The organism is Rhizobium sp. CBN3 (assembly GCF_030518245.1).
GTDB classification, from domain to species: domain Bacteria; phylum Pseudomonadota; class Alphaproteobacteria; order Rhizobiales; family Rhizobiaceae; genus Rhizobium; species Rhizobium aethiopicum_A.
On the sequence record NZ_JAULSE010000010.1, the window covers coordinates 148,261 to 160,778 of the forward strand.

Annotated in this window: 16 protein-coding genes; 8 read left to right on the forward strand and 8 right to left on the reverse strand. The window is 60.4% G+C overall.

Annotated elements, in window-relative coordinates:
* Positions 1-106: 106 nt before the first annotated feature.
* Together QWJ46_RS17040 and QWJ46_RS17045 are read right to left on the reverse strand one after the other, a co-directional pair.
* Positions 107-286 (reverse strand): hypothetical protein, encoded by a 180-nt coding sequence (locus tag QWJ46_RS17040; protein ID WP_246717676.1) that lies wholly within the window; start codon positions 284-286, stop codon positions 107-109.
* A 288-nt stretch (positions 287-574) separates the two neighbouring features.
* On the reverse strand, positions 575-916 hold the full coding sequence (locus QWJ46_RS17045) for an oxidoreductase (RefSeq protein ID WP_184452600.1): 342 nt from the start codon (positions 914-916) through the stop codon (positions 575-577).
* On the opposite strand from QWJ46_RS17045, the gene QWJ46_RS17050 reads away from it, so the two are divergent.
* From QWJ46_RS17050 to QWJ46_RS17065, 3 genes are all read left to right on the forward strand, one after another.
* Positions 916-1,362 (forward strand): hypothetical protein, encoded by a 447-nt coding sequence (locus QWJ46_RS17050; RefSeq protein ID WP_246717677.1) that lies wholly within the window; start codon positions 916-918, stop codon positions 1,360-1,362. The two genes, QWJ46_RS17045 and QWJ46_RS17050, sit on opposite strands and share 1 nt — an antisense overlap.
* A gap of 463 nt (positions 1,363-1,825) precedes the next feature.
* Positions 1,826-2,746, forward strand: coding sequence for a hypothetical protein (locus QWJ46_RS17060; RefSeq protein ID WP_302752268.1), 921 nt, complete (start codon positions 1,826-1,828; stop codon positions 2,744-2,746).
* A gap of 205 nt (positions 2,747-2,951) precedes the next feature.
* The gene (locus tag QWJ46_RS17065; RefSeq protein WP_085777912.1) at positions 2,952-3,311 is read left to right on the forward strand and encodes a low affinity iron permease family protein; all 360 of its coding nucleotides are present in this window, start codon (positions 2,952-2,954) and stop codon (positions 3,309-3,311) included.
* A 14-nt stretch (positions 3,312-3,325) separates the two neighbouring features.
* Here the strand turns inward: QWJ46_RS17065 and QWJ46_RS17070 are convergent, their stop codons facing one another.
* Positions 3,326-3,745 carry a low affinity iron permease family protein gene (locus QWJ46_RS17070; protein ID WP_085777911.1) on the reverse strand — a complete coding sequence of 140 codons (420 nt, stop codon included), beginning with the start codon at positions 3,743-3,745 and terminating at the stop codon, positions 3,326-3,328.
* On the opposite strand from QWJ46_RS17070, the gene QWJ46_RS17075 reads away from it, so the two are divergent.
* On the forward strand, positions 3,729-3,857 hold the full coding sequence (locus QWJ46_RS17075) for a hypothetical protein (protein WP_302752269.1): 129 nt from the start codon (positions 3,729-3,731) through the stop codon (positions 3,855-3,857). The two genes, QWJ46_RS17070 and QWJ46_RS17075, sit on opposite strands and share 17 nt — an antisense overlap.
* Before the next feature lie 37 nt (positions 3,858-3,894).
* On the opposite strand, the gene QWJ46_RS17080 is transcribed toward QWJ46_RS17075, so the two are convergent.
* A complete protein-coding gene (locus tag QWJ46_RS17080) occupies positions 3,895-4,194 on the reverse strand; it encodes a DUF6074 family protein (protein WP_302752271.1) in 300 nt (99 codons plus the stop codon).
* Positions 4,195-4,388: 194 nt separating this feature from the next.
* Here QWJ46_RS17080 and QWJ46_RS17085 point away from each other — a divergent pair, with 194 nt between their 5' ends.
* A complete protein-coding gene (locus QWJ46_RS17085; protein ID WP_302752272.1) occupies positions 4,389-5,654 on the forward strand; it encodes a glycerate kinase in 1,266 nt (421 codons plus the stop codon).
* Positions 5,655-5,678: 24 nt separating this feature from the next.
* On the opposite strand, the gene QWJ46_RS17090 is transcribed toward QWJ46_RS17085, so the two are convergent.
* From QWJ46_RS17090 to QWJ46_RS17105, 4 genes are all read right to left on the reverse strand, one after another.
* Positions 5,679-6,632 (reverse strand): NAD(P)-dependent oxidoreductase, encoded by a 954-nt coding sequence (locus QWJ46_RS17090; RefSeq protein WP_302752273.1) that lies wholly within the window; start codon positions 6,630-6,632, stop codon positions 5,679-5,681.
* A gap of 94 nt (positions 6,633-6,726) precedes the next feature.
* Complete coding sequence (locus QWJ46_RS17095) at positions 6,727-7,683, reverse strand: lytic transglycosylase domain-containing protein (RefSeq protein WP_302752275.1); 957 nt, start codon at positions 7,681-7,683, stop codon at positions 6,727-6,729.
* 148 nt (positions 7,684-7,831) lie between these two features.
* Entirely contained in the window at positions 7,832-8,491 is a 660-nt protein-coding gene (locus QWJ46_RS17100) for a peroxiredoxin (protein ID WP_221122776.1), read from the reverse strand.
* Positions 8,492-8,636: 145 nt separating this feature from the next.
* Positions 8,637-8,906 (reverse strand): hypothetical protein, encoded by a 270-nt coding sequence (locus QWJ46_RS17105; RefSeq protein WP_302752277.1) that lies wholly within the window; start codon positions 8,904-8,906, stop codon positions 8,637-8,639.
* On the opposite strand from QWJ46_RS17105, the gene QWJ46_RS17110 reads away from it, so the two are divergent.
* The 3 genes from QWJ46_RS17110 to QWJ46_RS17120 all read left to right on the forward strand — a co-directional run bounded on the left by QWJ46_RS17110 (position 8,898) and on the right by QWJ46_RS17120 (position 12,516).
* Positions 8,898-9,485: an ANTAR domain-containing response regulator gene (locus QWJ46_RS17110; RefSeq protein WP_302752279.1), complete on the forward strand. Its 588-nt coding sequence runs from the start codon at positions 8,898-8,900 to the stop codon at positions 9,483-9,485. The genes QWJ46_RS17105 and QWJ46_RS17110 overlap by 9 nt on opposite strands.
* Positions 9,486-9,519: 34 nt before the next feature.
* Positions 9,520-10,800: a CmpA/NrtA family ABC transporter substrate-binding protein gene (locus QWJ46_RS17115; RefSeq protein ID WP_302752281.1), complete on the forward strand. Its 1,281-nt coding sequence runs from the start codon at positions 9,520-9,522 to the stop codon at positions 10,798-10,800.
* 474 nt (positions 10,801-11,274) lie between these two features.
* On the forward strand, positions 11,275-12,516 hold the full coding sequence (locus QWJ46_RS17120) for a nitrate/nitrite transporter (RefSeq protein WP_302752282.1): 1,242 nt from the start codon (positions 11,275-11,277) through the stop codon (positions 12,514-12,516).
* The last annotated feature ends 2 nt before the right edge of the window (positions 12,517-12,518 follow it).

A 12,518-nucleotide genomic window follows, 5' to 3' on the forward strand; every position in this document is an offset into this window, starting at 1 on the left:
ATTCTTCATGTGGGCAGCGAGTGACAGGATTCGCCCTCGCTCATGCCGCCGGAGGGCTCGATATGGGATTCAGTATGCCCGCATCAGATTTGAAGCGGCGCAGGCCCTAATAGCTGCACGAACGCCCATCGCCGGGTCGGAAGCCGTCGGCGCAGGCCGGGTTCATCGAATCGCCCGGCTGATACCCCGATGCCGAGCCATATGAATTCGGCGGCGTCGAGCACGCTGAGGCAATGACCGTCACAAAAATGGCTGCGGCTGTTAAAGATGCGCGAAATCTGCTCATGAAATACTTCTCCCATTCCGCTGCGGTCGGTAAGCGAGAGCCCCTCCTTCGAGAATACGGGAGCATTTCCCGAGCTCATCTCCCCGAAATCACTTTACACCTGAAAATATAGGCGCTCTCCTCGACGGACATCAGCTTCAGTCGCGAAAATTCTGCCCGCCTTTATAAATTAGGATGCCAGACCGGGGGTATCGCCGGCTAATCCGGCGGCATTACCAGAAAGCACCCGACGCATGCCCCGGAAGCGATGCTGACTTCCGGGGCAAGTCGACGAAGCGGCTCGAGCTTTCACTGGCATGCATTTGCCGCATCGGGTTGTGTCGAGCTATCGCCGGATGTGGGAGCCGGGTTGCCGGTGCCGCCGGCCTGCTGGCGCTGGCAGTCGTTCGGATCGCCGCCGGATCCGTTCGCACCGGTCGCACCGGCGCCGGTAGTCTTATTTGCGCCGGCACCGCTGGAGTTGGTGTTGCCGGAACCGCTAGCATCCGAACCAGACATGGTGCCGCTGCCGGAACCTGAAACTCCGCCGCTGCTGCCGCTGCCCGATCCCGAGCCTCCACCTGATTGCGCCATTGCCGACGTTGCCAGGCCAATCGTGATTGCTGCTACTGCCATCATTCTCAGAAGCATTGGATTTCCTCCTCGCTGCTTCATTGCCGATAGGCAGCAAACAAAAGCCTCTGGAGATTGTTTCAGTTCGAAAACGTACACGAACGTTCCTGCGTCGCGCACCGCCTCGGATGATGAGCGAACGGTTCTCGGAAACGCCCTTCATTCTTGACTCGGAAGCCAATGAGAACATAATAGGAACATCGGCGAGGCGGCAGGTGAAAATCGGATTGGAAGCTCTGAAGGAGATCGAGGTCGTGCGTCCGCAGGCAGCCGAGAAATTGGCAGAAGAAACGTTGAAAGGAGAAGTCGACGCAGTTGTCGCTTTTCACCAAGGGGACGTCCGCGCCGCCATTACGACGCTGCTGCTGGATTGCCATCATCTCAGACTGCAGCTTGCCCTGAGAGATAAAGGCGTGAGCCGCGGCATGGCCTGTGAACGGACAACACGTTTTGAAGGACCATGAGACATCGTCGCGGTATCGGCCTCGCGCCCCCTGATCGCCACGCAGTCGAAATCGAAGAGGCAACATTGGCGACGTTACCGGAGTGGTTCGTCATTTACGGCCGTTGCCGCGCATGTCGCCGCCAGATGTTTATCGACCGACGGGATATTGCCCGGCGCTGCGGCCAGAACCTGTCTCTCGCCAGTCTGGCCAAACGCCTTCAATGCCAAGGATGCGGCAACCGCTCCGGCAATCTGCTGCTCCTTCAAATGCTGCCGCGCGATTGACAGGAACCGCGCACTTCAAACCGACCGCTCCCACCAGCCGGGAACAAACACCGTGCTTAAAAGTTGTGTGGCATCAACCACGTAACGTCGCCTTTGACAGGAGGTCTCTCATGGGTCGCGGTATTCTACTCTGGCTGCTTGGCGTTCCACTGCCTATCATCATTCTTTTGGCCCTGTTTATGCGATAGGAACGGATCATGTCGGTTTCAATGACAGGTTCCGGAGAGGTTGCTGCTCCGGTCGAATCCTCCAAATCCGCCATGACATGGGGACCCATCTTCGGTGGCGCGGCCGCCGCCATCGGAGTAACCCTCATCCTTCTTCTTCTGGGATCCGGGCTTGGGTTGACGATGGTGTCGCCCTGGTCAGGACAAAGCAGCTCGCTCGGCACGCTCGGTATCACAGCGGCGATCTGGCTTGTTCTCGTGCAATGGCTCTCCTCCGCGCTCGGAGGCTATGTAACCGGCCGCTTGCGCACAAAATGGGCCGCCGTCCACACCGACGAGGTTTTCTTCCGCGACACCGCGCATGGTTTCCTAAGCTGGGCTCTGGCAACCATCTTCGTCGCCGGATTCCTTGCGTCGTCGCTGACGTCGCTCGCCGGCGCCGGTGCACAGGCGGTAGGATCGGCCGCGCAAGCCGTAGGCTCGACCGCCGCGGCCGCCGGTACGGCAGCAGCAACGTCGTCAACCTCGCCGCTGGATCTTTCCACCGCCTATTTTACCGACGCATTGCTACGCCCTGACCAGGCGCGTGCGGCAGCGACATCCAACGATGCTGCGGCAACGTCGGAAGTCTCCCGCATCCTCCTCAATGGCGCTGCCGAAGGGCAAGTTCCAGATGAGGACAAGGCCTATCTTGCCACCATCGTCTCTGCGCGGACCGGTCTCTCCGAAACCGATGCACGCGCCCGCGTGGATGCTGTGCTGAAGCGTATTGACGACGCTAAGGCCGCCACGCAGAAGGCTGCCGACGAGGCACGAAAAGCCGCCTCGGCCACGGCATTGCTGGGATCCTTGTCGCTTCTGGTCGGCGCCTTCATAGCCGCTGCGGCTGCGGCTCTGGGAGGATCGCAACGCGACGCAGAGGAAGATCTCGTCGTCACATCCCGCCTCTAACTGAGGGGGGCGCGATCTCAACGGCGCGCCCCAGTCCTCGGCTCGGCAGTCAGCCTGACTAAAAGCACGCACGTCACGCTAAAGCCGGTAGAGGAGCGTATGAAGACGTGAAACGCCAAAGCGCATCTGAATAATCGCCACACGCCTGGTGATGGACACGGCTACGATCTGCTCCATCTTCCTTTATGGGACTGTGGAGAGCCATATGCGCTGGCGCTTTCGACTGATTTCCGACCTCGCCGTTTCATGGGCAGGGCACCGTGTGGTTCCTGTCGCGCTGATTGGGTTCATAACTCTATGGACGGCAGTCGGTTTAAGATTTTCCTTTCCCCGGCAGTGGTTTCTGCTGACCAACATGGTGGGCACGCTCGTCACATTCCTTATTTTGCTGCTGCTGCAGCACTCCCAAAATCGGGACATGAAGGCACTCCATGCCAAGCTCGACGAACTAATCCGATCAAGCGAGGCAGGAAACCATTGGATTGCAGCCGAGAAGAAAGATGCCGACGCCATTGAAGAGATGCGGCAGCAACATCAAGACCAGATTTCGGCGAAGCGAGTGTGAGGAGATGGGCGCCTCTAACCGGACGTTGCCTCTGCGCCGGATTTCTCGTCCGATTTCTCATCCGCCTTCTCCTCGACGCTTTCGGCCTTTTCTGCAAGCGTCTTGCTCATTTCCCTGAGCTCGCCCTCGTCGAGCTTTTCGATGCCGACAAATTTATTGGCGGCCTGACTCGTCAGAATGAGCTCGTCAAGCTTGGCCTGCAAAGCCTTTCCGTCACGGTTCTGGCTGTTCTGCAACACAAACACCATCAGAAAGGTGATGATGGTGGTCGTCGTGTTGATCACGAGCTGCCACGTTTCGGAATAATCGAAATATGGCCCGGACACTGCCCAGACGAGGACGAGCATCAGAGCTGCGATAAAGGTGAACGGCCTTCCCGACAGCTCGGCGACGGCGGTTGCGAAGGAAGAGAAGAAGTTGGATTTGTTCGACATTCGAGAAGGCTCCCGCGGCATCAATGCTGTCAATCGACAACATCAACTCCACATCCGGGCGGAAGTTCCTCATGCCGTCGAGGTCGATCCGGACGGCATGCTCAATGCATGAGATTGCTGGTCAGACGCGTCGGATCAAACCCGATGAATCAGCGTTTCTGCGATTTGGCAACGGCCTGCCTCTGATGGCTGAGGACTAGTTCGATCTGGACATCTTGCTGAAACTCCATCACCCGCTGACCGACAAGGCTCTCCGGCATTCCCGCCGCTAGAAGCTGATCGGCAAGCCTGCGGCACTCGGCCTTCCAGAATTCGATCGCGTTCGCGCCATGCCGGCGGCCGAGTTCCCGAGCGCAGCGCTCGACATTGGCAGTTCCGGTTGCGGAGGGAAAGGCAATAACCTTGCCTTCGTGAGAGGCAGCGGGGCGGCGGGTCGTTTCAGTGGCCATCGAACACAGGTTTCCTTTGATCCTATATGTTGTCTACGGGAGGATGGTTAATGCTTTCTATTCGTTCGCCTCTTTCAATGGCGAGACTCTGCGTCACTGCTGTCAGATCACCGCATCTTCGGCCTTGACGCCGCCACGCCGATGCGCCGACAGTCCCCATCATGATCGACACCTTGAGGCAGCAGAGACCAACGATGACGATAACCGCCCCCCGCGATTTCCTGAAAAGCTTGTTCGACGCGGCGGTTCGCGCCGCCGATCCGCTGACCGGCATCAAATCGCACCTGCCGGAGAAACCGAAGGGAAGAACCGTCGTGATTGGCGCCGGCAAGGGTGCGGCTCAGATGGCGCGGGCGCTCGAAAGTGCATGGGATGGACCGCTCGAGGGCCTAGTGGTCACCCGATACGGCTATGGCTGCGAAACGCGCTTCATCGAGATCGTCGAAGCAGCCCACCCGGTGCCTGACGCTGCGGGGCTCGCGGCGGCCAAGCGGTTGACCGAAACGGTGAACCGGTTGACCGAAGACGATCTGGTGATCGCGTTGATCTGCGGCGGCGGCTCGGCGCTGCTGCCCGCTCCTCCGGAGGGGCTGAGCCTCGAAGACGATATTGCGCTCAGCGAAATGCTGCTCGCTTCGGGCGCGCCGATCTCGGCGATGAATGTGGTGCGCAAACATCTCTCCACCATCAAGGGCGGCAGACTTGCGGCGGCGACGAAAGCGAGAGTCGTCAGCCTGATCGTTTCCGACATTCCAGGTGACAACCCGGCCCATGTCGCCTCCGGGCCGACGGTGCCTGATGGTTCAACACGGCAGGAAGCGCTCGAGATTATCAGGCAATATGGATTGCAGCTGCCGCAGGCCGCGCTCGACCACCTGAACTCGCCGAAGGCTGATGCGCCGCGGCCGGACGATCCGGTATTCCTGCGGCACGAGCATCACATCATCGCCTCTGCCGGCGTTTCGCTGGCGGCGGCGGCCGCCAAGGCGACATCGCAAGGGATCACGCCGGCAACCCTTTCAGATGCCATAGAAGGCGAATCGCGTGACGTGGCGCTGGTGCATGCGGCCATCGCCCGCGAGGTCCTGGGGCGGAACAGGCCATTCTCGAAGCCGGTCGTCATCCTTTCCGGCGGTGAGACGACGGTGACGCTGAGAGCCAAGGGCGGCAAGGGCGGGCGCAATGGCGAATTCACCCTTGCCATGGCGCTTGCGATCGATGGACAGGACGGCATTGATGTGCTGGCTGCCGACACGGACGGGATCGACGGCTCGGAAGACAATGCCGGCGCCTTTGCCGATGGCGGCACGGTGAAACGTCTTCGCGCCGCCGGGCTCGATCCGCGCCGGCTGCTCGACGGCAATGACAGCTACTCGGCGTTCAAGGCGATCGGCGATCTCTTCGAGACCGGTCCGACCGGAACCAACGTCAACGATTTCCGAGCGATCCTCATCCGTTAGAGCCCATGAACGATTAACCGGCGGTCAGGTCTTGAGCAGCCCCTGCCCGACCAGCCAGCCGACCGATTCCTGCACCGCCTGCAGAGACGTATATCTCGGGGCGTAGCCCAACAGGTGCCGGGCTTTGGCAATCGAGCAGTTCGGACTGCGGGCGATGTGCTCCCATGTCGCCTCCGCGTCCTCGGACGTCTGGCCTTTCGCCCAGACGTCGAACGGCGCGAAGGTGAGCTTCGGGTCCCGCCCGAACCACCGCGAGATGGATTCGGCATAACCGCGAAGCGTCAGGGCCTGATCCGATACTGCATGGAAACTTTCGCCGATCGATGCGTCCCGATTGGCGATCGCATCCATGAACATCGCCGCCACGTCATCGGCATGGACATGATGAACGGTCTCCAGACCGAAATTGGGCAGCGCCAGAGCCTCGCCGCGGGCAAGGGTCGAAAAGACCTGCAGATTGAAATTGCCGGCCGGATTGAGCGGCGCCCATCCGGGGCCGACAATGTGGCCGGGATGGATGATGGTCGCCGGAAAGCCCCGGAGTCTTGCCTGCTGCAGCAGATAAGTTTCGATCGCGGCTTTTTGGATGCCATAGTCACCGAAGGGAAACTTCGGCGCTTCCTCCCGCGCCGGCACGGCCACCGGGTATCCATGTGTCCAGATGGTGCCGGTATGCAGGAAATGGCCGACATGCCCTGACAGCGCCGTCACCAGCTGCTTGGCGCTTTCCAGCGTGAAGCAGATCATGTCGATGACGATATCGGCTTTCACTCCCCGCACGGCCGGGCCGAAATCACCGGTCCGCTCCATCTCTACCCGGTCCATCTGGCGCTGATCGACGGAGGCCCAGGCGCGGTTTGCCGTATAAGGCTTTGCCGCGCCGCGGCTGATGGTGATGACGTCGTGACCCGCCTCCACCAGACGGGGAATGAGATAGGTTCCGACATGGCCCGTTGCCCCGATGACCAAAACGCGCATTGTCTTCCCTCCCGATGGCATGATCCGCTGCGACTATGCTGCGCCGTCCAGCGATCCTGCAAGCAGACTTTTCATTGCGAATGGGGGAGGCCCGCTATTGGTTCCTGAAAACGAGGCAGGTACCGCCGTGTCTGCGGATCTGACTGCAGACATCGTTGGCCTCCATGCGTGTCTGCCGGGCGATGCGAGCGGCATAACGCGGCCGAAAACCGAAGCTGCGATCGCGCTGGCGCAAGATCAACGGCTGCTCCGCATTCAATGGCGCCGGTAGATCCTGCACGGCATCGCGAAACATGCGCCGGGCCACTGCGACATCGGCATTCGCCGCCAGCTGGACGCCCCAGGGAGCCCAAATGCCCTCCTGACGCCAAGGCGTGTCCTTCAATATTCGGCTTTCGGCAAGCGCCACGCAGCCATCGAGGAAGGGCTTTTCCTTGTCGAGCGGGACGGCCGCATCCTCAGGCGGATTGTCCTTCCACTCCTCGACCGTATGCGCGGTGATCGCCATCACGTAGCCGCGCGTCTCGTAGGGTAACCTGCCTGACGTAAGATAAATCGCAAGACCGTTTTCGCCGGCATTATAGGCGGCGGCGGCAAGGCCGAGATTGCCGAAACGGTTGCGCAGTTCATCAAGATATTGCGCCGATTTCCTCAAGGCTTCCAGCGCCTGATAGCTGTCTTCGAGACCGCGGAGTTTCGCCGTTCCGGGCATGAACTGCGCAATGCCCTGCGCGCCCTTGAAGCTGACCGCGTCGGGGCGAAACGTGCTTTCGCGCCAGATGAGCCGAGCGAAATAAGCCGGCGGCAACCGATTGGCCTCGGCGAAATGCTCGATCGCATTGCAGAGGTCACGATTGAAACTGTCCTTGCGGATGCAGAGCCGCTCGCCTGAACCGGAAGCCGAGGGTCCCGAATAGAGACAGGCCGGCTCGGCAGCACTCTCTTCCGGCCGAGCTTTCGGCGCATCGATGACGGAAAACAGAAAACAGAGCGAAAGCAGGGCCTTCGCCGATCTCCTCAAAATGCCGGACTGACGCTTTCGCCCTATCATCGGATCTCAGCAGGTTAACTTCCATCGCGACGGTCATGTTAGATAACATCGATCACGGCGCGAAGCTTCCCCATTTCGCAATGCCGGCATGAAAAAAGCCGCCGGGCAATGGCCGCGGCGGCTTCGGGAACGGGTTTGAAAGCCGTCTTCAGGCCGACGGCTGCTTCGTCTTCCTAAGATAGGGCAGAACCGTATCGAAGGAGCCGAAACGCGCGATCGCGTCGTCGTTGGAAACGGCGGCGGTGATGATGACATCTTCGCCCTGATTCCAGTTTGCCGGCGTCGCCACCTGGTGCTTGGCCGTCAGCTGGATGGAGTCGATGGCGCGCAGGATTTCATTGAAATTGCGGCCCGTTGTCATCGGATAGGTCAGGATCAGCTTGATCTTCTTGTCCGGGCCGATGACGAAGACCGAACGCACCGTCGCGTTGTCGGCAGGCGTGCGGCCTTCGGAACTGTCGCCGGCGCCGGCCGGCAGCATGTCGTAGAGCTTGGCGACCTTCAGGTCCTTGTCGCCGATCAAGGGATAATCGACGTCGAAGCCGGTTGCGGTCTTGATGTCACCCTTCCACTTGGCGTGGCTTTCGACCGGATCGACGGAGATGCCGATGATCTTGACGCCGCGTTTGGAAAACTCGTCGGCGAGGCCGGCCATGGCGCCGAGCTCCGTCGTGCAGACAGGCGTGAAATTCTTCGGGTGCGAGAACAGCACGGCCCAGCCGTTGCCGATCCAATCATGGAAGCTGATCGGTCCCTGTGTGGTGTCGGCGGTAAAATCGGGGGCAATATCGTTGATACGTAAGCTCATGGTCGGCCCTCCAAAGCCTTGTGTCTAATCTTATTCATCTCAAATCGAGGCCATGGGATCAGCCGCCGGAAACGGCCGTGAGATTGCGACCTTTGGAATCGCACCGGCCGAAGGCAAATTTTCCCAGCCCAGGATTTTAAGTAAGTCATATACCACGATAACCGAAGGCATGCTCTTTCGATTTCCGGCCTGCTGCGGCATTATTTTTCCGGCAGAGATGCGCGACGAAAGAGACGCGGGCGAACGAACGCCGCCGCACACGACCAGCGCTGACCGCACGGTGATGATCGACTTCGCCGCGAGCCCGAAACTGCGGCATCTGATTATTTTTTATGCAAACTATTTTATGCACATTTTTGAGGCGAACACCTTGCAAAAATTGCTGCAGCGCGTCATAAATATACGAATGACGCATCGCGATCTGACAATTCTGGTGATCGACGAAAATGCCATACGCGCCTCCATCATCGAGGAAGGACTGCGCGAGGCAGGGCATGCGCGTGTCACCGTCGTGCATGAGGTCAACGGCATCGCGCGAACGATCGAAACGCTGATGCCCGACGTGATTATCATCGATATCGAGAATCCCAACCGCGACATGATGGAACATCTGTTCCAGCTGACGCGCACGGTCAGCCGCCCGATCGCCATGTTCGTCGATCGCTCGGATACGGCGTCGATCGAGGCCGCCGTCGAGGCCGGCGTCTCGGCCTATATCGTCGACGGCTTGAAGAAGGAGCGGGTCAAGCCGATCCTCGACATGGCCGTCAGCCGCTTCAATGCCTTCAGCCGGCTGCGGCGCGAGCTCGCCGATGCCCGCTCGGCGCTCGAAGAACGCAAGCTCATCGAGCGCGCCAAGGGCATACTCATGAAAATGCGCGGCCTCTCCGAGGAAGAGGCCTTCGCCCTGTTGCGCCAAACGGCAATGAACGAAAAGAAGAAGATGTCGGAGATCGCCCAGAGCGTCGTCACCGCCGCGGGGCTTTTGATGTGATGGCCGATATTGCGAATTTCCGGAGGAAGCCGGAGTGGATATGATGACGAAGACAGCCAATTCCGGCGGGCTGCCTTTGCCCGCACGCGTGAACAACGAAGGCGCGAAGGTGCTGCGGGCGGGATTTATTCCGCTTGTCGACGCATCGGTGCTGATTGCGGCGACAGAATTCGGTTTTGCACGGAAAGAGGGGCTGACCCTCGACCTCGTCAAGGACGTTTCCTGGGCGAATGTTCGCGACCGCCTGGCGTTTCGCCAATTCGACATCGCCCATATGCTTTCGCCGATGCCGGTCGCTTCGATGCTCGGCCTCGGCTCCAACCCGTCGCCGACGATCACGCCTTTTTCGTTGGGGCGCGGCGGCAACGCCATCACCCTATCGGCCCGGCTCTTCGAGAGGATGCGCGAGGACGCCCGCTTGCCGGAAACGGCAGGCGCGCTCGACAATGCCCGCGCCTTGGCAAAGACATTGGCGGCAATGAAGGCGCGCGAAGAGCCGCTGCCGACCTTCGGCGTCACCTATCCTTTCTCCTCCCACAATTACGAATTCCGTTACTGGCTGGCGGCCGGCGGCATCGATCCCGACAAGGACGTCAAGCTCGTCGTCGTGCCGCCGCCCATGACATCAGACGCGTTGGCGGCCGGTGCGATCGACGGGTTCTGTGTCGGCGCCCCGTGGAATATGGTTGCCTCCGAGCGCGGGCTCGGCCGTATCGTCGCCGCCAAGCAGGATATCTGGCCCTCGGCTCCTGAAAAGGTGATCGGCATGCGGCCGGATTGGGCCGAAAGCCATCCCGAAAGCGTTTCCCGATTGATCGTGGCGCTCGACGCTGCAGCGCGCTGGTGCGACCGCCCGGACAATCACGACGCGCTGGCGGCCGCCCTTGCCGATCCTCGTTATATCGCCGCCCCGGTAAACATCATCCGCCGCGTCCTCGCCGGCGAATTCAATCTCGATGCCAGGAGCAACCGCCGCGTCATCCCTGAATATTTTCAATTCCACTCCGGTTTCGCCAACTATCCGAGGCCGAGCCATGCCCTCTGGATTTACAGCCAGATGATCCGTTGGGGGCAGGCGGATACCAGCCTCAACAAGGCACGGGCCGCCACCTCCGCCTACCGCCCGGATCTCTATCGCGCAGCTCTAGGTGACAACAACGCGCCCGTTGACGCCGATATTCGTGTCGAAGGCGGCGAAGAGAACGATCGCTTCATGGATGGTCGGATCTTCGATCCCGCAGAGCTGCCGGATTATGTCGCGGGCTTTGCCGTCAGGAGCACCCTGCCCTTCTTCACCGGCAACGACGAAACCTGATGCCAGACCGGCCTGCACAAAACGCCAGCACGGATCGGCGCTCGCCCTATCGCAACGCACAAAAGATTTGCACCTCTGCCGCTGCTCGAAAAACAGGCAAGGCTAAATCTCCCTCGAAAAGCTTTGATTTCAAAGACTTGAGTAACACGTAGAAAATTGGCACGCGGTTTGCATTGCTTGTATTGCACAGATCAACGGCGATCGGGGCAGAATGGGCACACGCAGGCGCTCATAAGACACGGGCTACGTTGCGATATGCACGCAAACAGTAGTCGATCAAATTTTCAGCAATCCGGTATTCGGATTGGTAGATAGGCCGGAAGGCCAATGATTGGGCGTCCAACGGCGGGCGCCACCAGCAAAGCCGCTGATCAGGATATTCGCGCGCCCCGTGCAAGCGCGTCCTGACCAGCGGCTTTTTGTTTTAACCTCCAGCAATGGATCGGCACGACCTTGTCGGGCCACGGAGAAGCTATGTCTGCCATCGAGAAAGTGCAGCCCATGTCAGCCGGCGAACCAGCCAAAGCACTGTGGATCTCCACTGTGGCCTTCACCCTCTGTTTTGCCGTGTGGACGATCTTCGCGATCATCGGCATCCGCATCAAACAGGAACTCGGGCTGAACGAGGCGGAGTTCGGCCTGCTGATCGGCACGCCCGTGCTCACGGGTTCGATCGTGCGTATCGTTCTCGGCATCTGGACAGGGCGTTACGGTGGCCGTCTCGTTTACACGCTGACGATGCTTGCCGCGGCATTGGCGACGTTCCTGCTCTCCTACGCCCACACCTATACGCAGATGCTGATCGCCGGCCTTGGTGTCGGCCTTGCCGGCGGCTCCTTCGCAGTCGGCGTCGCCTATGTCTCGCCTTTCTTCCCGGCCGAGAAGCAGGGGACGGCGCTCGGCATCTTCGGCGCCGGTAACGTTGGCGCGGCCGTCACCAAATTCGCAGCCCCCTTCGTTCTGCTCGCATGGGGCTGGCAGGCAGTTGCCGAGATCTGGGCCGTCTGTCTGGCGCTGATGGCCATCGTCTTCTGGCTCACCACGACAGATGATCCGGCCTTCAGCCTTCGCCGCGAGCGCGGCGTCGCCTCCAAGAGCCTGGCCCAGGAATTCGCGCCGCTGCAGAACGTTCAGGTCTGGCGCTTCTCGCTCTACTATTTCTTCGCCTTCGGCGGCTTCGTCGCCCTGTCCTTGTGGCTGCCGCGCTATCTCGTCGGCGTCTATGGCTTCAACCTGGAAACGGCCGGCATGATCGCGGCCGCCTACTCCATCCCGGGCAGCATCTTCCGTGCCTTCGGCGGCGTGCTGTCGGACAAGAAAGGCGCGCGCAGCGTCATGTACGCGATGTTTGCGGTGTCGGCTGTGGCCACTCTCATCCTTTCGCTGCCGGCCACCGCGATCACTCCGGTCATCTTCATCGTCGTCATCTTCGTGCTCGGCTTCTTCATGAGCCTCGGCAAGGCCGCCGTCTACAAGCACATTCCGGCCTATTACCCCGACAGCGTCGGCGCGGTCGGCGGCATCGTCGGCATGATGGGCGGGCTCGGCGGCTTCATTCTGCCGATCGCCTTTGGGCTCCTCAAGGACATGACCGGCCTTTGGTCCAGCTGTTTCCTGCTGCTTTTCGCGATCGTCGCGATCTCGCTCATCTGGATGCACCTGTCCGTTAAGCAATTGTCGCGCCAGGGGCACTCTGCGCCCGTGGCTGCAACCTGATC